The sequence below is a fragment of the Serratia liquefaciens genome (genome assembly GCF_027594825.1).
GTDB lineage: Bacteria > Pseudomonadota > Gammaproteobacteria > Enterobacterales > Enterobacteriaceae > Serratia > Serratia liquefaciens_A.
In genome coordinates this window covers 364,159-383,102 of the sequence record NZ_CP088930.1, presented here as the reverse complement: position 1 = coordinate 383,102, position 18,944 = coordinate 364,159, and the positions used below count along the sequence as shown (strand labels likewise).

Sequence of the window (18,944 nt, the reverse complement as noted above, 5' to 3'; positions counted from 1 at the left end):
CGGCTACCACAGCCCGGCGCAAAGGAAGGCGCTGAGGTAAAGGCCCGCGCCGAACACGGCGTGGGTCATCAGGCTGCGCAACCGTGCTACCGGCGGGTTAGGCGTTTTGCTGGCCGCGACACCGGCACCCATGCCGGGCTGCATCAGGAAAAAGGGCGCGCAGACGCTGACCAGACCGAACGCCAATGCCGGTAACAGCGTAGGGTGGCGTAGCCAGTCTTGCCCGCAGAGTGCCAGCAGCAGAGCGGCGAACAGAACCCCTATAGCGTAATGGGCCCCCCAGCCGATCGGCTTTTCGAAGCGCACCTGCGCTGCCTGCCCAATGTTGCCATGCCTAAAACGGCCGCGCGGAAAATGTCCGATCCAGCGGCCCACCATCGCGTAGTTTAGCGAAGGGATGCCAAACACTCGCTTGAGCAACAACCCCCAAAGATCCATTACCAAGGTGGCTCCGGCGCCAATCGTTAACGATGCCACGATAAACTCCATTCCGTTATTCACTGTCTATTTTCCTTGTCTTGGGGCGTAGTCGATTCTTCATGGTGTTTTTGATATACTATCATTCAATTGATTTATTGAATGATGAAAGAGGACGGATGGAATGTCAACCAAGGATAACGATCCTCAGCCGCAGTTGTTTGCCGAGTTGGCGGAATTGGCACGCAGCTTGGGGAACGCGCATCGGCTGATGTTGCTGGAGCATATTGCCCAGGGTGAGCGAGCGGTGGAGCGGCTGGCGGCACTTGCCGGGCTGACGATCGCCAATGCTTCGCAGCACCTGCAACACTTGAAACGCAGTGGGTTTGTGCAGAGCCGACGGGAAGGCAAACAGGTCCTGTATCGTCTCGGTGATGGCCCGGTGTTAACCCTGCTGTCGGCACTGCGTCAGTATGCGGAACATAACCGAGCGGAAATCCGCGCGCTGGTGACGGACAGCCTGCAGCAGCCTGAGGCGTTAGAGGCTATCTCGCGTGAAGAGTTGCTGTCGCGGATGGAGGAAAACGGCGTAATTTTGCTCGACGTACGCCCGCATGAAGAGTATGCGCTGGGGCATTTGCCAGGCGCATTGAACATTCCGTTGGAAGAACTTGAGCGTCGGTTAGCCGAATTGCCCAAAGATCGTGAAGTGGTCGCCTATTGTCGCGGTCCTTACTGCGTGCTTTCGGTTAACGCCGTGGTCGCCCTACGCGCCAAAGGTCGCGAAGCCCGCAGGCTGGAAGAGGGGTTTCCAGACTGGAAAGCGGCGGGCCTGCGCATAGAGATCTGATCGCGGCCCGCCTTGCTGGCGTTAGTGCATAGCCGGTACGACAGATTGCGAACAGTCGCTGTTGGCGCTGGCGGAAGTGTTGTTGCAGGTTTGCGGGTCATTATGTACCGGCGGGGGCGGCACGTCTTGCGGGCCACCTCTGCCAATACAGCCGGAAAGCACAAAAATCAGCAGCGCAGGAATTATCGCTTTCATTTCATACTCCTTCAGTCACGCTACTGTCGGTTTCGGGGCGCAGCCACAGGCTTCAGACCTTCGCGCCAGTCATGATGTACAGCAGCAGAAAAACGATCAGTAATGATATAACGATAGCCCAGATTAATCGGTTCATCTGCGGTCCCTGATAATTCTATGATCCAAGGACCCACCATAACGCCGATGACGGCGGGGTGACATCATTGATCGATGTTTTTCGCACGCCATAGATTCCCTCTATATTGCCGTGGGTGAAACCAATTTCACTTCGGCCCGCCGACGGCTCTATGCTGTTGTTGCATAGGCAATCTTTTTCTGGAGGCACAATGGAAACACATCAGCTTGCGGCGTCGGTGCTGGCCGCCTTTGGCGGAGCGGAAAACCTGACCAAAATACGCTACTGCGCCAGCCGTATCAGGGTGGAACTGCGCGATGCCGGGCGGCTGGAACGACCAGCTATCGATGGTCTGAACGGGGTCAAAGCGCTGCTGGAGGTCGACACGCCACGCCTGACGACCGAATATCAGCTGGTGGTGGGGCCGGGCAATGCCCGACCGCTGTACCAGGCGCTGGTGGCGCTGACCGGCGAGAGGTAACTACGACAACAGCGGGCGGATCTGTTCCAGGTGTTGCTGCATCAAGGTTTGCATCTGCACCACATGGGGGGCATCCGCCTTTTCGCGCATCAAATAAATACCGACGGTGCAACGTGGTCCTGGCTGGACCAGCTGCAGGGGTTCAATGCCGTAATCCGCAAAATAGCCTGCCATACAGGAGGGATAGCTCAGCAGTACCGCATCGGAATCGTTAATCATGTCCACAGCCGACATCATGGAATTGGTCGAACAAATCACCCGCTCCGCCAGATGCAGGCGGTTTCGCGCCAGCTTTTTCGGTTGCATATCTTCCACCATATGATGGTAACGACTCTCATCCGGGGTCAGCTCAACGCAGGGATAGTCCAGCAGCGCATCCGGCCCCACGCTTTGCCCTAGCAGTGGATGTCCGCGCCGGACGAACATACTGTCGGTGGTGCCAAAAAGCGGCAGAAAGCTGATGCCTGCTTTGGGGTTCAGCCCCTGAATTTCATGGCCGATAAACAAGTCGATATCTCCGCCCAACAGCAGGTCCATCAGGCGCAGGTGGTTGCCCAGATCGATATGGATATTCACCATCGGGTGCAGCTTGCGATAGGCATTGAAGCTGTCGCGCACAAACATATACCACCAGGCGTGGCCGGTGCCCATGCGCAGACTCTGCTCCTGACGGGCCTTGATAAATGCCAGTTTGATCAGCGTATTGTCGTAAATACGCTGCATCATTTGTGCCTGCTCCAACAGCAGATCGCCGTATTCGGTGGTTTTCACTCCGGTTGAGGTGCGCTCCAGCAGCTGTACCCCCAAATTCTCTTCCAGCTTCTTCATGTTGTGGGTCAGCGTCGGCTGGCTCAGGCAAAGTTTGTTTGCTGCATGACTCACATTTTTGAACATTGCCACTTCGATAAACTGCCGCAGAATTTTGTCCACGATCATATTTTCCACTGGTGGTATAGAAAGTTTCTATATCGTAGCGGTGAAAAACGATTTCCGCCAATGACCCGCCTTCGATAGCTTGCTCCTATGCCGGTATTCCCAGCCGCCACCAGAGAGGATGCAATGAGAAGATTGATACCGAGTATGGTTGCCGCCGCACTGGCGTTGATGTCCGGCCAAGTATGGGCCGACACCTTGCGCATGCAATGCGCGCCCAGCAAAGAAGGGCGCCAGTATTGCAACGAGATCAAACAGCGCTTTGAGGCTCAGACTGGCCATACCCTGGAGTTTATCGATCTGCCTCCTGCCTCCGATGAGAAGCTGTCGCTGTTCCAGCAACTGTTTGCCGCCAAAGACGCCAGCGCCATCGATCTGTTTCAGGCCGACACGGTGTGGATCGGCGTGCTGAATAAGCACCTGTTGGATCTGACCGACAGCGTGAGCGACATCAAACAGGATTTTTTCCCGGCAGCCTGGCAAAACAACGTGGTAAACGGCCGGGTCAAAGCGGTGCCCGCCTATCTGGACAGCGGTGCTCTGTACTACCGCATGGACCTGCTGGAGAAATACGGTGAACAACCGCCGGAGACCTGGGCCGATCTGACCCGTATCGCCACCCGCATCCAGCAAGATGAACGTGCCGCCGGCCACAAAAACTTTTGGGGGCTGGTGTTTCAGGGAAAATCTTATGAGGGGCTGACCTGCAACGCCCTGGAGTGGGTGGCCTCGCAAAACGGCGGCAGTTTTATCGATGCTCAGGGCAATATCACCATTAACAACCCGCAGGCGGCGCAGGCGCTGAATATGGCCGCCGGTTGGATTGGCAAAATCACGCCGAAAGGCACGCTTGGCTACATGGAAGAAGAGTCGCGGGCGGTGTTCCAAAACGGCGATGCGTTGTTTATGCGCAATTGGCCCTACGCCTATGTATTAGCGCAGGACAGCAGCAGTGCGATCCGCGGTAAGGTCGGCGTTATGCCGCTACCGAAAGGGGCTGACGGTCATTCGGTCAGCGCGTTGGGCGGTTGGCAGTGGGCGATCAACGGCTATACCAAACATCCCGAGGCGGCCATCGCGCTGCTGAAAATCGTCAGCGATGCCGAATCGCAAAAAAGGGCGCTGGCGTTATTGGGTCAGGCTCCTTCGCGCACCGCGCTGTACGACGATCCGCAAGTATTGGCGCAGGCGCCTTATTTGGCAGACTTCAAGGGCATATTCGCGCAGGCCATGCCGCGCCCGGCCACTCAAACCAAACGGCAATACGCGCAGGTCTCCCGAGCCATCTACAACGCCACCTTTAACGTATTGCGCGGAGACAGTGACGGTGTCACGGCCGTGGCGGATTTACAGCAGCGACTGGAACGGATCAAAGCCAGAGGATGGCGCTGAAAGCGCAAGGCCGAGTTATCTCCCCATTAACCGCCGGAGTCTGATGCATGAAACGCGATACGCACGCTTTATCCCTGACGGCTACCCCTGATGAGTCAGCCCAGGTGCTGCCGGCCAGGCGCAGCAAACTGAATCACCAACAGCGGCGTAGCCGCATCGCCTGGTTACTGGTGGCGCCGGCGATGTTGCTGCTGGCGGCGGTTGCCGGCTGGCCGCTGCTGCGCACCCTGTTTTACAGCTTTACCGACGCCATGCTGGACGCGCCGGACGATTACCGCTTTATCGGTTTCGCAAACTATCTGGATCTGACTGAAGGCGGCCACCACTACGGCGTGTTGGCGGATCCGCTTTGGTGGCTGGCGGTAGGCAACACGCTGCGCTTCAGTTTGCTGTCGGTATCGCTGGAACTGGTGTTCGGCATGCTCCTGGCGTTGCTGATGAATCAAAAATTTCGCGGTCAGGGGCTGGTGCGCACCGCCATTTTGGTGCCCTGGGCCATTCCGACCATCGTGTCCGCCAAAATGTGGGGCTGGATGTTCCACGATCAGTACGGCGTGGTGAACGACCTGTTGCTCAAAACCGGCATCATCGCCACGCCGCTGGCCTGGGTGGCGGAGCCGGGGCTGTCGATGTGGGCGGTGGTGATTGCCGACGTGTGGAAGACCACGCCGTTTATGGCCTTGATGCTGCTGGCGGCGTTGCAACTGATCCCCGGCGATCTGTATGAGGCCGCCCGCGTCGACGGTGCCAATGCCTGGCAGCGATTCCGCCGTATCACCTTGCCGCTGATTATGCCGGCGATGATCGTCGCGCTGATTTTCCGGGTGATGGATGCGCTGCGGGTGTTTGATCTGATTTACGTACTGACTTCCAACAGCGAAGCCACGGTATCGGTGTCCGGTTACGCCCGGGATCGCATGGTCAGCTATCAGGAAATGGGCTCCGGCTCGGCCGCATCGGTGCTGGTCTTTATGATGGTGGCGGGGATCGCCGCTTGCTTCCTTACGCTGGGTCGCCTAAACGACAAGGAGAAACAAGCATGAAACTGAGTCGCCAACAGCAAAAATACGGCCATAAAACGCTGATCTTCGCCGCGGCCGCCTTGGCCAGTGTGATCTGCCTGTTTCCTTTCTACTACGCGCTAATCACCTCGTTGCGTTCCGGGCAGGATCTGTTCCAGGTCGCTTATCTGCCGGGCAATCTGCACTGGGGCAATTATCTGACCGCATTGATGGAAAATGGCATCGCCCGCAGCTTGCTGAACTCTATCGTCGTGGCGACGCTGACGGTAGGCATTTGCCTGCTGGTGTCGATCACCGCCGCTTTTGCCCTGGCGCGTATCCGCTTTCGCGGTCGTAAATACCTGCTGTTTACCATTCTTTGCGTCTCGATGTTCCCGCAGGTGGCGGTGCTGTCCGGCATGTTTGAGTTGGTGCGCTTTATGGGTCTGTATGACTCCCTGGGCGCTCTGGTGCTGTCCTACACCACCTTCTCGCTGCCGTTTACCGTCTGGGTGCTGACCACCTTTATGAAGGCGATCCCGGCGGAGCTGGAAGAGGCGGCGATCGTCGACGGTGCCGGCACCTGGACCATCATCACCCGCATCTTCGCGCCCATTATGGGACCGTCACTGGTGACCACCGGACTGCTGGCCTTTATCGGCGCCTGGAATGAATTCATGTTCGCCCTGACGTTCGTCATTTCCAGCGGCAAGCGCACCGTGCCAGTCGCTATCGGCATGCTGCAGGGCGCCTCTCAGTTTGAACTCCCCTGGGGCACCATCATGGCGGCCTCGGTCATCGTCACACTGCCGATCATCGCACTGGTCCTGATTTTCCAGCGCCGCATCGTCAGCGGATTAACCAACGGCGCAGTAAAAGGCTGATTTTCGATTAACCCTGAAGCAGGAGAAAAGTAATGGCTACAAAAATCGTTTTAGTGGGAGCGGGCAGTGCGCAATTCGGCTACGGCACGCTGGGGGATGTCTTCCAGAGCAAAACGCTGTACGGCAGTGAGATTGTGCTGCACGACATCAATCCTTCCGCTCTGGCGGTGACCGAGAAAACCGCCCGAGACTTTCTGGCTGCGGAAGACCTGCCGTTTACCGTCAGCGCCACCACCGATCGCAAAACTGCGCTGAAAGGGGCGGAGTTTGTGATTATTTCCATCGAAGTGGGCGACCGTTTTGCGCTGTGGGATCTCGACTGGCAGCTCCCTCAGCAGTACGGTATCCAGCAGGTGTACGGTGAAAACGGCGGCCCCGGCGGGTTGTTCCACTCGCTGCGGATTATTCCGCCGATCCTCGACATTTGCGCCGACGTTGCCGACATCTGCCCCAATGCCTGGATATTTAACTATTCCAATCCGATGAGCCGCATTTGCACCACCGTGCACCGTCGCTTCCCGCAGCTGAATTTCGTCGGTATGTGCCACGAAATCGCCTCACTTGAGCGCTATCTGCCGGAAATGCTCGGCACGCCGTTTGAAAACCTTAACCTGCGCGCCGCCGGGCTTAACCACTTCAGCGTGTTGCTGGAGGCCAGCTACAAGGACAGCGGCAAAGATGCCTATGGTGACGTGCGTGCCAAGGCACCGGACTATTTCTCCCGCCTGCCGGGCTACAGCGATATCCTGGCGTACACCCGCACCCACGGTAAATTGGTGCAGACCGAAGGCAGCACTGAGCGTGATGCGTTGGGCGGCAAAGACAGCGCTTATCCCTGGGCTGACCGCACCCTGTTCAAGGAAATTCTGGAGAAATTCCACCACCTGCCAATCACCGGCGACAGCCACTTTGGCGAGTACATCCGTTGGGCCAGCGAGGTCAGCGATCATCGCGGCATTCTCGATTTCTACACCTTCTACCGCAATTACCTGGGGCAGGTGCAGCCGAAAATTGAATTGAAGCTGAAAGAGCGCGTGGTGCCGATCATGGAAGGGATCCTGGCTGATTCCGGCTATGAAGAGTCGGCGGTCAATATACCGAACCAGGGCTTTATCAAACAGCTGCCAGACTTTATTGCGGTTGAAGTGCCGGCGATCATCGATCGCAAAGGGGTGCACGGCATCAAAGTGGCAATGCCGGCCGGTATCGGCGGGCTGCTCAGCAACCAGATTGCCATTCATGACCTGACTGCTGACGCGGTGATTGAAGGCTCTCGCGATCTGGTGATCCAGGCGCTGCTGGTGGATTCGGTCAACGACAAATGCCGCGCGATCCCCGAGCTGGTAGATGTGATGATCTCACGCCAGAGCCCGTGGCTTGATTACCTGAAATAAACCGGATAGCGGGGCGCATATCGGCGCCCCGCAGCATGCCAACTGGGGTAAACGGGAGGAATATGGCGCAACTCACGCTGGAAAAGCTGCAAAAACGCTACGGCGCAAACGCAGAGGTTATCAAATCGCTGGATCTGCAAATCAACAGCGGGGAATTTGTGGTGATCGTCGGCCCTTCCGGCTGCGGAAAATCAACCCTGCTGCGGATGATCGCCGGACTCGAGGAGATCAGCAGCGGCGGCATGTATATCGATGGCAACTACGTTAACGACGACACGCCGGCGGAACGGGGCATCGGCATGGTGTTCCAGTCCTACGCGCTTTATCCGCACATGAGCGTTTATAAAAACATGGCCTTTGCGCTGGAGCTGGCCGGCCATTCTGCGGCTGAAATCGACAGCCGGGTACGCGAGAGCGCACGTATTTTACAGCTCGAGCCACTACTGGACCGGCGTCCAAAGGATCTTTCGGGCGGGCAGCGGCAACGGGTAGCGATTGGCCGCGCCATCGTACGCGAACCCAAGTTGTTTTTGTTCGACGAACCGCTGTCCAACCTCGATGCGTCGCTGCGGGTGCAAATGCGGATGGAAGTGGCGTCGCTGCATAAGCGGTTGGGATCGACCATTATTTATGTCACCCACGACCAGGTTGAAGCCATGACCTTGGCGGATCGCATCGTGGTACTGAACCAGGGCCACGTCGAGCAGGTCGGCACGCCGCTGGAGCTCTACGATCAACCGGCTAATGAATTTGTCGCGCAGTTTATCGGCTCGCCGAAGATGAACCTGATCCCGGCGATTTTGCGGCGCGCCGGTGAGCAGCAAAGCGTGGTCGAACTGGATAACGGCAAGGCGCTGGTCCTGCCGATCGCCACGCCGAGCGAGGCGGAAGGCCAGAGCGTCAACGTGGGTATACGCCCGGAACATATTCGGGGCGGCGCACGGTCGGAGTGTGAGTTTCAGGGTGAGGTAATGTTCGTCGAACATATGGGCAATGAAACCTACCTGTATCTGGACAACGGCAACGCCGGTGAACCCTGGGTACTGCGCAATCCTGAGCGCTCCACCATCCAGGCCGGCGATACCGTCGGCGTGCGGCTGCCGGTAGAGTGTTGTTATCTGTTTGGCCGTCAGGGTCGGGCGTTTCAGCGCATTTTGGCCTCGGAACAGGCGCATTAATTTATCGAAGGGAGCAACGGCATGAGCGGTGGACAAACAGCGCAATGGTGGAAGCAGGCGGTGGTGTATCAAATCTACCCGCGCAGCTTTATGGACTCCAACGGCGACGGCATAGGCGACCTGAATGGCATTACCGCCAGGTTGGATTACCTGCAATGGCTGGGTATCGACGTGATTTGGATCTGTCCGATGTATCGCTCGCCGAACGACGACAATGGCTACGACATCAGCGATTATCAGGCCATTATGACCGAGTTCGGCACCATGGCGGACTTTGACCGGTTGTTGGCAGAAGTGCATGGCCGCGGGATGCGGTTAATACTCGATCTGGTGGTTAACCACACGTCTGACGAACATCCGTGGTTTATTGAATCCCGATCGTCCCAAGCCAGTGCCAAACGCGATTGGTATATCTGGCGTGACGGTAAAAATGGCGCGGAACCCAACAACTGGGAGAGCATTTTCAACGGCTCGGCCTGGAAATATGACCCCGGCAGCGAGCAATACTTCCTTCATCTGTTCTCGGAGCGTCAACCGGATCTGAACTGGGAGAACCCGCAGGTGCGCGCGGCGCTGTATGACATGATGCGCTGGTGGCTGGACAAGGGCATCGACGGTTTCCGCATCGACGCCATTTGCCATATGAAAAAGCAGCCGGGGCTGACCGACATGCCCAACCCGCAGGGGCTGCGTTACGTGCCGTCTTTCGAGCGGCATCTGAACTGTGAGGGCCTGCTGGAGTATGTCGATGACCTGTGCGAACAGGTGTTTAACCGCTATGACATCATGACGGTAGGCGAAATGAACGGGGCCTCGGCGGAGCAGGGTGAAGACTGGGTGGGCGAACAGCACGGCCGCTTGAACATGATTTTCCAGTTCGAGCACGTCAAGCTGTGGGAAAACAACCATCAGCAGTCGCCGCACGCCGGGGCAGACGTGATGGGCCTGAAGGACATATTTACTCGCTGGCAGACGCTGCTGGAGGGAAAGGGGTGGAATGCCCTGTACGTCGAAAACCACGATATTCCGCGCGTGGTGTCAAAATGGGGCGACGATAAGCTGTATTGGCGCGAAAGCGCCACTGCCATCGCCGCGATGTATTTCCTGATGCAGGGAACGCCGTTTATTTATCAGGGGCAGGAGCTGGGGATGACCAATACCCGTTTCCAGAGCCTGGCCGATTTTAACGATGTTGCCGCCAGGAACCGTTTTGCCAAGCTGCGCGAGCAGGGCATGGACGAGGCGCAGATCCTGGCGTTTCTCGGCCGCAGCGGGCGCGACAACTCGCGCACGCCAATGCAGTGGGACGACGGCGCCCACGCGGGTTTCAGCTCTGTCGCGCCCTGGTTTGCGGTCAATGCCAACTATCCGCAGATCAACGTGGCGCGTCAGCGCGAAGAAGCCGATTCGGTACTGAATTTTTATCGGGCGCTGATCCGTCTGCGCAAGCAGGATCCGGTGTGGATCTATGGCCGCTATCAATTGCAACTGGCGGAGCATCCGCATATTTACGCTTATAGTCGCCGCTTGAATCAGCAGCAAGGGCTGGTGCTGTGTAACCTGAGTGGTGAACCACAGCAGGTCGACCCGCAGGCATTGCCACCCGGCCCGTGGCGCTGGCTACTGGGTAACTATCAGGACAATGGCGAAGGGTTAAGGCTGCGCCCTTATGAAGCCAGGGTCTATCAGCAGGGAGAAACCCTGGACGGTGTTTGACCCTGGCTGCAGCTTCCCCGGAGCCGACTGGCGGTGTCCGGGGCGGTAACCCTCCAAACGCCCCGTTATTGGCCATAGCGTCGCAAGCCTCCCGCATCTGAATCCACTCTCCTCAGCAAATCACCGCGTGACAGATTGAAACATAATAATATTTTTAAATTTTCAATTAGCTGATGCCAGCCCGGTGAAAACTAGCAATAATATCTGGCTGACTGCGCGTTTTGCGTGCAACGTCAGGCATGCTGGCCAGAGGGTTGGACGCCGTCATGCAGACAGGATTTTTCGTATTTTTTGCCAGCTTCTGGAAGCAAGATGCACACCACTGAGTTACCTGGTGCCACAAAATTACAGCACGCGTTAATCGTATTCCTGCTGGTGTTCGGCCTGTGCCTGTTTGGCATCTTAAGCCGGCCCACCGGTCTGTTATCCGCCTTTTGGCCGGCCAATGCGGTGTTGCTGGCTGTCCTGGTGCGTTACCCGGCGCTGGCCAGTCCCTGGGGTTGGCTGATGGCGATTCTGGGCTATATGGCGGCGGATCTGATCACCGGCAGCACGGTCGGGAAAGCCGTATTGCTCAACGGCGCCAACATTACCGGTGTTGCGGTCGGGTTTTACCTGTTTATGCGTTTATCGCCGCAGGTCAGAACTCTGGAACGCACTTCGTCCAGCATTTTTCTGTTTGCCATCTGTCTGACGAGCGCGACCGCCACGGCGTTAGTCGGTGCCGGGGCTTCGGTACTGCTGTTCGACCGCCAATTCCTGCCCGCCATGGCGCTGTGGCTGTCTTCGGAGTTCACCCATTACATTACCCTGATGCCGTTTATCCTGACTTTCCCGACCGACGGGAAAGGCTACTTGCGCAGCATCAGCCAGGCCGCGACCCAACGCAGCCTGTGGTATGCCACCTGTAAAAAAATGGCGGTGCTGGTCCTGCTGCTGATTGCCTGTACCGGCAGCATCCTGATTGGCGGCCCCGGAGCCGTCATTTTCCCAATGCCAATCCTGCTTTGGCTGGCGATGTCGTTCTCCTTGTTCAGCACCATGATTGCCGTGCTGGCCTATGTGCTGTGGTGCCATCTGGCGATCGACATGGGCCTGATTGCGACCAATCTCGATATGAAACTGCTGCAAAACACGGTGTCGATGCGCCTTGGCGTGGCGCTATTGGCGCTGGGGCCGATCGCCGTCGCCAGCATGAATTACGCCCGCAATGCGCTGCTGCGCAGGCTGGAGCACGTGGCGAATCATGACGCATTAACCCATGTCTTGACCCGTAGCGCCTTTATGCAGCGCGGTACGCGCTTGGTCAGCCAAAAGGGTGAGCACGTCTGTATCATGATGCTGGATATCGACTACTTTAAGTCGATCAACGATCGCTTTGGTCATGCAGGCGGTGATGTTGCGCTGTTGTCCTTCACCCGTGCCATTACTGCCGATCTGCGCGATCAGGATCTGTTTGGCCGAATGGGCGGGGAAGAGTTTGCTATTGTTGCACCGATCTCTCAGCAACAGGATGCCCTGTCGTTGGCCGAGCGCCTGCGTCACCGCGTGGAAATCGAGTCCATCACCATGCCCGCCGGAACCTCGTTGCAGATTACCGTCAGTATCGGCATGGTCACCTGCATCGGCGGATCGGGGCAGAGTCTGGATAATCTGCTGAAAATCGCCGATCTGGCGGTCTACAAAGCCAAAAACAGCGGCCGCAATCGCGTCGCCACCCCTGAATTTCTTCCACGCACTTACCCCAACCTCTGAACTTCGCCAGCGCCCTTGATGGTTGACCTCACTAATGGGGACTAAAATGGTAGAGGGCGCGGGCAGTTCCGCCGGCGCCACCCCGACTGTCGAACAGACAAGAGGAATCTCCCATGAAATACGTTGATGGTTTTGTCGTGGCGGTACCGGCCGCCAATAAGGAGGCGTACTTAAAACTGGCGGCTGCGGCGGCACCCTTGTTCAAAGAGTTCGGTGCCACGCGGGTCGTGGAATGTTGGGGCGATGATGTCCCCGACGGCAAACTGACCGATTTTCGCGGCGCAGTAAAGGCCGAGTCCGATGAAGTGGTGGTGTTCAGCTGGATTGAATACCCCTCCAAGGCGGTGCGTGACGATGCCAACCAGAAGATGATGGCGGATCCGCGCATGAAAGCCCTGGGTGACCAAATGCCATTTGACGGCAAGCGCATGATTTTCGGCGGTTTCGAACCTATCCTTGATCAATAGCGGAGGGGGATATCGTGAAAATCACCCAACATCTTTGGTTTGAGAAAGACATGGATGCCGCACTACGCTGTTACATAGATTTGATCCCCGGCTCCTCCCTGACCTGGCACTCTACCCTGCCCGCCGACACCCCCAGCGGCCCGGCAGGCAGTGTCAAACTGGCGACTTTTATTCTGGGCGATCAGCGCTATGCGGCGATTGAAGCCGGCCCCCTGGATCCGTTCAATCACAGCTTTTCCATCATGGTCGAATGTGCGGACCAGTCCGAAGTGGATCGACTGTGGGAAGCGCTGAGCGACGGTGGCAGCGTCGAACAGTGCGGTTGGTTGCGCGACCGGTGGGGATTGAGCTGGCAGATCGTGCCCAAGCGGCTGACGGAGCTGATGAGTGACCCCGATAGCCTGAAGGTGAGAAGGGTCACCGAAGCGATGCTACAGATGGTCAAACTGGACATTGCCGGGTTGGAAGCGGCGGCTCGTGAATAATATAGCCTTGGCAAATGCCCCGCAGCAGGTTGCCCTGCGGGGCGTTATAGGTGATTCATTATCATTCAAAACCTACCTAAAGTTTATAAATTGACGTAAATCACCTTATTGCATCAATACTGCTCATGTAAGGCTGATTTTTTATCATTTGTCAGCTCAGGCGAATCGCTGCACTCTAGGGCTAACCTTTTTGCAGCGCAGAGAATAACAATGGAAAAGACACAGATTCAGCAATTAGTGACGCAATTCCCGCTGGTGCAGGAGCTGATCGACCTTAAGCCGGTGACCTGGTTCAACCCGCAAGCGACGACTTTGCAGGTCGGGCTGCCCTACGTCGGTCTTGGTGCCGCGGACGTGAGTGACGCCCAGCAGCGTCTGGCGCGTTTTGCCCCTTATCTCAGCGCCGCTTTTCCGGAAACCCGAGCAACACAAGGCGTGATCGAGTCTGAAGTGGTCGCTCTGCCTGCGATGCAAACGGCATTGAATCAACGCTATGGCCTGACGCTTGGCGGGCGGTTGCTGCTTAAAAAAGACAGCCATCTGCCGATCTCCGGTTCGATCAAGGCGCGCGGCGGTATTTACGAGGTGCTGGCGCATGCGGAAAAGCTGGCTCTGGAAGCCGGGCTGCTGCAGTTGACGGATGACTATGCCAAGCTGTTTTCGCCGGAGTTCCGCGAGTTTTTCGGCGGTTATCGCATTGCCGTAGGGTCAACCGGCAACCTCGGGATGTCGATCGGCATTATCAGCGCTCGCCTTGGTTTTAGCGTCAGCGTGCACATGTCGGCGGATGCTCGCGAATGGAAAAAGCAAAAGCTGCGCGATAACGGCGTCAATGTGGTGGAGTATGAACAAGATTATGGGGTCGCCGTCGAACAGGGCCGTTTGCAGGCGGCGAGCGATCCGCGCTGCTTCTTCATCGATGACGAAAATTCGCAAACGCTGTTCCTGGGTTATGCCGTGGCCGGGGAGCGGTTGAAGCGCCAGTTTGCCGAGAGTGGCATCCGGGTCGATGCTCAGCATCCTTTGTTTGTTTATCTGCCCTGTGGCGTCGGCGGCGGTCCCGGCGGCGTGGCATTTGGCTTGAAGCTGGCCTTCGGTGACCACGTACGCTGCATCTTTGCCGAGCCAACGCACTCGCCATGCATGCTGCTTGGTGTGCATACCGGGTTGCACGACGGTATCTCGGTCCAGGATCTGGGCATCGACAACCAAACTGCCGCTGATGGATTGGCGGTGGGGCGCGCCTCCGGTTTTGTCGGCCGGGCGATGGAACGCCTGCTTGCGGGGTTCTATACCCTGAGCGATCAAGAGATGTTTGCGCTGTTAGGGCTGTTGGACCGCCATGAACATATCCGGCTCGAGCCCTCCGCGCTGGCGGGGATGCCAGGGCCATGGCGCGTTGCGGCCAATGCTGAGTGGTTGACGAGCCAGGGCTTGAATGAGGAGCAGATGAACCATGCTACCCACCTGGTGTGGGCAACCGGCGGCGGCATGGTGCCGGAAGCGGAGATGACGAAATACCTGGCTGCGGCTCAGCAGTCCCTTTAATGGCTCAGTAACGAAAGCTCCTGCGCGCCTTCCAACAGGATCGGCAAGATGCGGTCGGTCAGCTCGCTTAGCGGGACATGACCGGCCTGCACACCCACGTTTAATGCGGCGGTGACCACCCCGTCAATCGAGGCGATTGGCACGGCAATCGAACGCAGACCGATCTCCAGTTCCTGATCGTTTATCGCATAACCCTGCGCGCGAACCTTATCCAGTTCATCGCGCAGTTTGTCGATCGAACCGATGGTGTATTGCGTATAGCGCATCAGGGTGATGCGCTGCAGGTAATCATCACGTTTATCGGGTGGCAAATGGCTTAACAGCACGCGGCCCATTGAGGTGGCGAAGGCCGGCAGGCGACTGCCTATGTTCAGATCGATCGTCATAATGCGCTCGGCAGAGGCGCGAGCGATATACAGGATATTGTCACCGTCCAGCGTGGCGATAGAGCAGGACTCATTCAACAACTGGCTGATGTGTTTCAGCACCGGCTGGGTGGCTTTGGCCAGCGGTGTGGCGCCAAGATAGGCGTGGGCCAGCGTCAGAATGCGCGGACGCAGCTCAAAATTCTTGCCGTCCTGCGCGTAGACGAAGCCTAATTTGTTTAGCGTATACAGGCAACGGCGCACCGCCGCGCGCGGAATACCGGTTTTCTGACTGATTTGGGAAATGGACATCAGGCGGCGCTGCGGGGTAAAAGCCTGGATAACCTCAAGACCGCGAGCCAGCGACGCCATAAAGTTGGGATCGCCCTTGAAAGGATCGCCACTGGCAGGGGACAGTAAAGCATCAGGTGCGGAAATCTCTTCTCCGCCAGAGGTTTTGGTCATCACACGGGCTCCCAGGTTGGAACTTACAGTGTCACGTAGCGCAGCGTTGCCATGACGGTCAATTGACGATTACGGATCACCTGATCTTCCGCAGGTTCATGGCTTTCAAACAGCGTATTGAAGGTGTACCGGTTGGCCACATAGTGGAAACACAGGCTGCTGATCAAGCGGTGCACGTCTGTAGCGCTGACGTCGGCAATGAACAGTTGCGCTTGTTTACCTCGCTGCAAAATATCCTCAAGCAAGGTCAGTGCGCTTTGATTCAGCGCCTTGATGCGGAGCGACTGACGAATGTACTGACCGCGCATCATGTTCTCCATACAGATCACGCGGATGAAGTCAGGATGCTCTGCATGATAATTGAAGCTTTCCTCTGCCAGGCGGGCCATGGCTTCTACCGGTGGCAACGCATGCAGATCCAGGCCCGATTCGTGTGCGCGGATATGCTGATAGACATGTTCCAACACCTCTATGTAGAGCGACTCCTTATTTTTGAAATGATATACCACCATACGTTTGGTGGTGGCCGCATGCTCGGCAATGTTCTCCATGCGACCGCCTTTAAGGCCGGCTTCGGCAAACTCGCTCAGCGCCGCAGCGAAAATGCGCTGTTTCAGGCCTACGGGGTCATTTTTGCGCTTGGTGGCGGGCATCTCGTCATTCTTCAAAACATCAGTCACTTATCTTTTAGAGGGCACCGGTTAAGATTAACCGGGGTTCGTCGGCAATACAATCTGGCACGTTAGCGCTTTGCGAAGCTCATCATGTTGAACCACCCTCAGGTTACGCACTAATAATGGCGTATCGGGATGATACCTGTATGTGATGATATATCCACTGTAGGTTTTTAAGTTTAGGCAACAGAACAGGGGAATAAGGAAGGTTAAATAACGTACCTAAGAACAAATGCAACAGCACAGAATTTGTTTTCTAATTTCCGCCGTGTGGGCAAACTGATTAATTCTTTCGATACGACCTTTTGCATAAAAATCTTAATTCAGAGGCGAAACAGTAAACCACCTGCTGCTGGTGATGATTTGTACTGATGAGTACGCTCGCTTTTTTCTGGCCTCTAGCGGTTTTGATATTCAGTGTTTTGAAGATGATTAATAAAGAAGTACTTTAAAAAATGAGGGGGAGGGGTAAGAAAATTCAAGGCCGAGAATGTCTCCATGGATGTCAAAGCAACGATATTATCGGAAAGTCAGATTGGATATCCGCGGTTAAGAGCACAATAACAGGTGAAATATTGGAGCCGGACAGCCACAACAACCGAAGGGGTGCAAAAGCCAGTTTAAGGGACAGGCTCAGGCTGAATGGCCTCATTTTTGGGAGGACTGGAAACGGTGTTGTCAGGCCCAACGCCGCCTTGGTGCAGGTTTCACTTGGTAAAGCCCACCTGCAACGGTAGCTAAACCAAGGTGAAATTTTAGCATTTTTTACGATTTCACTTTTAATTTTACAATAACAACGTGGGTTTTGGCCTCAATATTATTTTTTTTCACATGCCAGAGTGCAACTTTAGCGCTACTCTCATTTGGCAATATCTGATCAAGGAAGATGCCATGCGTGGTATGCAGATTAACATAGGGATATGTTATGAATTACTCTGTTAATTCATTAGGTTTTAGGGTCTTAAAAACCTCTCCCCAAACACTCTCTTTTTATAATGCTGTAAAGTGTTTTTTTACTTTTACGGAAGAATGGCTGGCTGAAACATTTAACTTAACGCCCCAAGGTAATAAATTGCCGGGGTGATCCGGTTATTTTTACCGTCTTGGCTAGTGCGCCAAATTCACACGGCGATAATGCAGGGTGTTTTCGATAGGGCCGCTCAATTGAGAGGTTTCTATCATTCCCATGCCGGCGTTAAGTTTCGTTACGGTATTTTATCAGGCCAATATTATATATCTGGTAAATATGTTTACTTATTCAGGAGCACACTCAATGAACCAGCGTTTGGACTTTATCGGTATTGGCATCGGTCCGTCCAACCTCAGTATTGCTGCGCTTGCTAGCGAAATCGAGGGATTCAGTTGCAAATTCCTCGAACGCAAACCGCACTTTTCCTGGCATCCAGGCATGATCCTGGCAGAGAGCAGCATGCAGACGAATTTTTTAAAGGATCTGGTCACTGCCGTTGCCCCTACCAACCCTTATAGCTTTCTCAACTATCTGGTGAAAAAGAAAAAGTTCTACCGTTTCCTGACCACCGAGCAACGCACTGCTTCGCGCGAAGAGTTCGCCGACTACCTGAACTGGGCAGCAACGGGTTTGGACTCACTGGCGTTCAACCAAGAGGTTCAGCATGTGGAGTTTGATGACCAGCAGCGGCACTTTGTCGTCACTACCCAGAATGATGTGCTCTACGCCAAACACCTGTGCGTGGGGATTGGCAAGCAAATCAAACTGCCTGACTGCGTGACACAGCAAAATGATCAATGCTTCCACGCCAGCGAAATGATGTTGCGCCAACCGAATCTTGCCGGAAAACGCGTGGCCATCGTGGGCGGGGGGCAAAGCGGTGCCGATCTGTTCCTGAACATTTTTAAAGGGGAATGGGGTCAGCCAGAACACCTGAGCTGGCTATCCCGGCGTAACAATTACAACGCTCTGGATGAAGCGGCATTTGCTAACGAGTATTTTACCCCTGAGTATGTCGAGAAGTTCTGCACGCTGGGCAATGAGGCCAAACGGCACATGCTGCACGAACAGAAAATGACGTCTGATGGCATCACCAGCGAGTCTCTGTTGGCGATTTATCGCGCCATGTATCATCGCTTCGATGTGCTCCGTGAGAAGCGATGGGTACAGCTGCTGCCCAGCCGTTCAGTGACTGCTCTCAGCACCCAAGACCATGCCTATCGGTTGGAGACGCAGCATCACCTTGATCAAGGTCGAGAAACCTTTGACGCCGACGTGGTGATTTTTGCGACCGGCTATCAACAGGCACGACCGGCGTTTCTTGACTCCCTGGCCGGCGTTTTATCAACCACCGCTGACGGACAATATCGCATTGCCTCTGATTTTACCCTTGCGCGACCAGGCGCCGAGGGAAACTGTTTGTTTGCCGTCAACGCCAGCATGCACCACCACGGCATTGCCGATCCCCAACTGAGCCTGATGGCTTGGCGTTCGGCCTGCATTCTCAATCGCGCCTTAGGCCGCAACCAGTTTGATTTAAGCACCACCCCGGCGATGATCCAGTGGCGCAGTGAGCAAGAAAAAGCCACCGCATCAGCTTCCTTTGGTGTCTAACCGTCACCGTTTTAATTTTTTCGTCATAATGATGAGACAGGGCGT

Annotated in this window: 18 protein-coding genes; 13 read left to right on the top strand and 5 right to left on the bottom strand. The window is 56.0% G+C overall.

The window, feature by feature from the left end:
* Positions 1-3: 3 nt before the first annotated feature.
* On the bottom strand, positions 4-501 hold the full coding sequence (locus LQ945_RS01665; protein WP_044551351.1) for a DUF2938 domain-containing protein: 498 nt from the start codon (positions 499-501) through the stop codon (positions 4-6).
* 100 nt (positions 502-601) lie between these two features.
* Here LQ945_RS01665 and LQ945_RS01660 point away from each other — a divergent pair, with 100 nt between their 5' ends.
* Positions 602-1,267 (top strand): ArsR/SmtB family transcription factor, encoded by a 666-nt coding sequence (locus tag LQ945_RS01660; protein ID WP_044551349.1) that lies wholly within the window; start codon positions 602-604, stop codon positions 1,265-1,267.
* Positions 1,268-1,288: 21 nt separating this feature from the next.
* Here the strand turns inward: LQ945_RS01660 and LQ945_RS01655 are convergent, their stop codons facing one another.
* Positions 1,289-1,462: a hypothetical protein gene (locus LQ945_RS01655; protein WP_182823706.1), complete on the bottom strand. Its 174-nt coding sequence runs from the start codon at positions 1,460-1,462 to the stop codon at positions 1,289-1,291.
* A 326-nt stretch (positions 1,463-1,788) separates the two neighbouring features.
* Here LQ945_RS01655 and LQ945_RS01650 point away from each other — a divergent pair, with 326 nt between their 5' ends.
* Positions 1,789-2,058, top strand: a complete 270-nt coding sequence (locus tag LQ945_RS01650) for a PTS transporter subunit EIIB (RefSeq protein WP_044551347.1) — start codon at positions 1,789-1,791, stop codon at positions 2,056-2,058.
* Here LQ945_RS01650 and LQ945_RS01645 read toward each other — a convergent pair whose 3' ends face one another.
* Complete coding sequence (locus LQ945_RS01645) at positions 2,059-2,994, bottom strand: LysR family transcriptional regulator (RefSeq protein WP_044551345.1); 936 nt, start codon at positions 2,992-2,994, stop codon at positions 2,059-2,061.
* A gap of 123 nt (positions 2,995-3,117) precedes the next feature.
* Here LQ945_RS01645 and LQ945_RS01640 point away from each other — a divergent pair, with 123 nt between their 5' ends.
* From LQ945_RS01640 to LQ945_RS01595, 10 genes are all read left to right on the top strand, one after another.
* Positions 3,118-4,383 (top strand): ABC transporter substrate-binding protein, encoded by a 1,266-nt coding sequence (locus LQ945_RS01640; protein WP_044551342.1) that lies wholly within the window; start codon positions 3,118-3,120, stop codon positions 4,381-4,383.
* 47 nt (positions 4,384-4,430) lie between these two features.
* The gene (locus tag LQ945_RS01635; RefSeq protein ID WP_044551340.1) at positions 4,431-5,426 is read left to right on the top strand and encodes a carbohydrate ABC transporter permease; all 996 of its coding nucleotides are present in this window, start codon (positions 4,431-4,433) and stop codon (positions 5,424-5,426) included.
* Positions 5,423-6,268 (top strand): carbohydrate ABC transporter permease, encoded by an 846-nt coding sequence (locus LQ945_RS01630; protein WP_020826988.1) that lies wholly within the window; start codon positions 5,423-5,425, stop codon positions 6,266-6,268. Before LQ945_RS01635 ends, LQ945_RS01630 begins: the two co-directional genes overlap by 4 nt.
* Positions 6,269-6,300: 32 nt before the next feature.
* A complete protein-coding gene (locus tag LQ945_RS01625) occupies positions 6,301-7,662 on the top strand; it encodes an alpha-glucosidase (RefSeq protein WP_044551338.1) in 1,362 nt (453 codons plus the stop codon).
* A gap of 62 nt (positions 7,663-7,724) precedes the next feature.
* A complete protein-coding gene (locus tag LQ945_RS01620) occupies positions 7,725-8,840 on the top strand; it encodes an ABC transporter ATP-binding protein (protein ID WP_044551335.1) in 1,116 nt (371 codons plus the stop codon).
* Between the two features lie 21 nt (positions 8,841-8,861).
* Entirely contained in the window at positions 8,862-10,556 is a 1,695-nt protein-coding gene (locus LQ945_RS01615; RefSeq protein WP_269935524.1) for a glycoside hydrolase family 13 protein, read from the top strand.
* A gap of 312 nt (positions 10,557-10,868) precedes the next feature.
* Positions 10,869-12,311 (top strand): sensor domain-containing diguanylate cyclase, encoded by a 1,443-nt coding sequence (locus tag LQ945_RS01610; RefSeq protein ID WP_270102146.1) that lies wholly within the window; start codon positions 10,869-10,871, stop codon positions 12,309-12,311.
* Positions 12,312-12,424: 113 nt separating this feature from the next.
* A complete protein-coding gene (locus tag LQ945_RS01605) occupies positions 12,425-12,778 on the top strand; it encodes a DUF1428 domain-containing protein (protein ID WP_270102145.1) in 354 nt (117 codons plus the stop codon).
* A 14-nt stretch (positions 12,779-12,792) separates the two neighbouring features.
* Entirely contained in the window at positions 12,793-13,263 is a 471-nt protein-coding gene (locus LQ945_RS01600; RefSeq protein WP_270102144.1) for a VOC family protein, read from the top strand.
* A 210-nt stretch (positions 13,264-13,473) separates the two neighbouring features.
* The gene (locus LQ945_RS01595; protein WP_270102143.1) at positions 13,474-14,811 is read left to right on the top strand and encodes a D-serine ammonia-lyase; all 1,338 of its coding nucleotides are present in this window, start codon (positions 13,474-13,476) and stop codon (positions 14,809-14,811) included.
* On the opposite strand, the gene LQ945_RS01590 is transcribed toward LQ945_RS01595, so the two are convergent.
* A complete protein-coding gene (locus LQ945_RS01590; RefSeq protein ID WP_044551322.1) occupies positions 14,808-15,641 on the bottom strand; it encodes an IclR family transcriptional regulator domain-containing protein in 834 nt (277 codons plus the stop codon). The genes LQ945_RS01595 and LQ945_RS01590 overlap by 4 nt on opposite strands.
* Before the next feature lie 23 nt (positions 15,642-15,664).
* Entirely contained in the window at positions 15,665-16,294 is a 630-nt protein-coding gene (locus LQ945_RS01585; protein WP_270103035.1) for a TetR/AcrR family transcriptional regulator, read from the bottom strand.
* A gap of 1,294 nt (positions 16,295-17,588) precedes the next feature.
* Between LQ945_RS01585 and LQ945_RS01580 the strand changes: the two genes are divergently transcribed.
* The gene (locus LQ945_RS01580) at positions 17,589-18,899 is read left to right on the top strand and encodes a lysine N(6)-hydroxylase/L-ornithine N(5)-oxygenase family protein (RefSeq protein ID WP_270102142.1); all 1,311 of its coding nucleotides are present in this window, start codon (positions 17,589-17,591) and stop codon (positions 18,897-18,899) included.
* Positions 18,900-18,944: the final 45 nt, after the last annotated feature.

Coding starts and splice junctions, on each gene's coding strand:
- LQ945_RS01595 (WP_270102143.1), top strand. CDS start 13,474: ATGGAAAAGACACAGATTCAGCAATTAGTGACGCAATTCCCGCTGGTG.
- LQ945_RS01655 (WP_182823706.1), bottom strand. CDS start 1,462: ATGAAAGCGATAATTCCTGCGCTGCTGATTTTTGTGCTTTCCGGCTGT.
- LQ945_RS01650 (WP_044551347.1), top strand. CDS start 1,789: ATGGAAACACATCAGCTTGCGGCGTCGGTGCTGGCCGCCTTTGGCGGA.
- LQ945_RS01635 (WP_044551340.1), top strand. CDS start 4,431: ATGAAACGCGATACGCACGCTTTATCCCTGACGGCTACCCCTGATGAG.
- LQ945_RS01585 (WP_270103035.1), bottom strand. CDS start 16,294: ATGCCCGCCACCAAGCGCAAAAATGACCCCGTAGGCCTGAAACAGCGC.
- LQ945_RS01605 (WP_270102145.1), top strand. CDS start 12,425: ATGAAATACGTTGATGGTTTTGTCGTGGCGGTACCGGCCGCCAATAAG.
- LQ945_RS01610 (WP_270102146.1), top strand. CDS start 10,869: ATGCACACCACTGAGTTACCTGGTGCCACAAAATTACAGCACGCGTTA.
- LQ945_RS01615 (WP_269935524.1), top strand. CDS start 8,862: ATGAGCGGTGGACAAACAGCGCAATGGTGGAAGCAGGCGGTGGTGTAT.
- LQ945_RS01625 (WP_044551338.1), top strand. CDS start 6,301: ATGGCTACAAAAATCGTTTTAGTGGGAGCGGGCAGTGCGCAATTCGGC.
- LQ945_RS01640 (WP_044551342.1), top strand. CDS start 3,118: ATGAGAAGATTGATACCGAGTATGGTTGCCGCCGCACTGGCGTTGATG.
- LQ945_RS01660 (WP_044551349.1), top strand. CDS start 602: ATGTCAACCAAGGATAACGATCCTCAGCCGCAGTTGTTTGCCGAGTTG.
- LQ945_RS01630 (WP_020826988.1), top strand. CDS start 5,423: ATGAAACTGAGTCGCCAACAGCAAAAATACGGCCATAAAACGCTGATC.
- LQ945_RS01620 (WP_044551335.1), top strand. CDS start 7,725: ATGGCGCAACTCACGCTGGAAAAGCTGCAAAAACGCTACGGCGCAAAC.
- LQ945_RS01645 (WP_044551345.1), bottom strand. CDS start 2,994: ATGATCGTGGACAAAATTCTGCGGCAGTTTATCGAAGTGGCAATGTTC.
- LQ945_RS01590 (WP_044551322.1), bottom strand. CDS start 15,641: ATGACCAAAACCTCTGGCGGAGAAGAGATTTCCGCACCTGATGCTTTA.
- LQ945_RS01580 (WP_270102142.1), top strand. CDS start 17,589: ATGAACCAGCGTTTGGACTTTATCGGTATTGGCATCGGTCCGTCCAAC.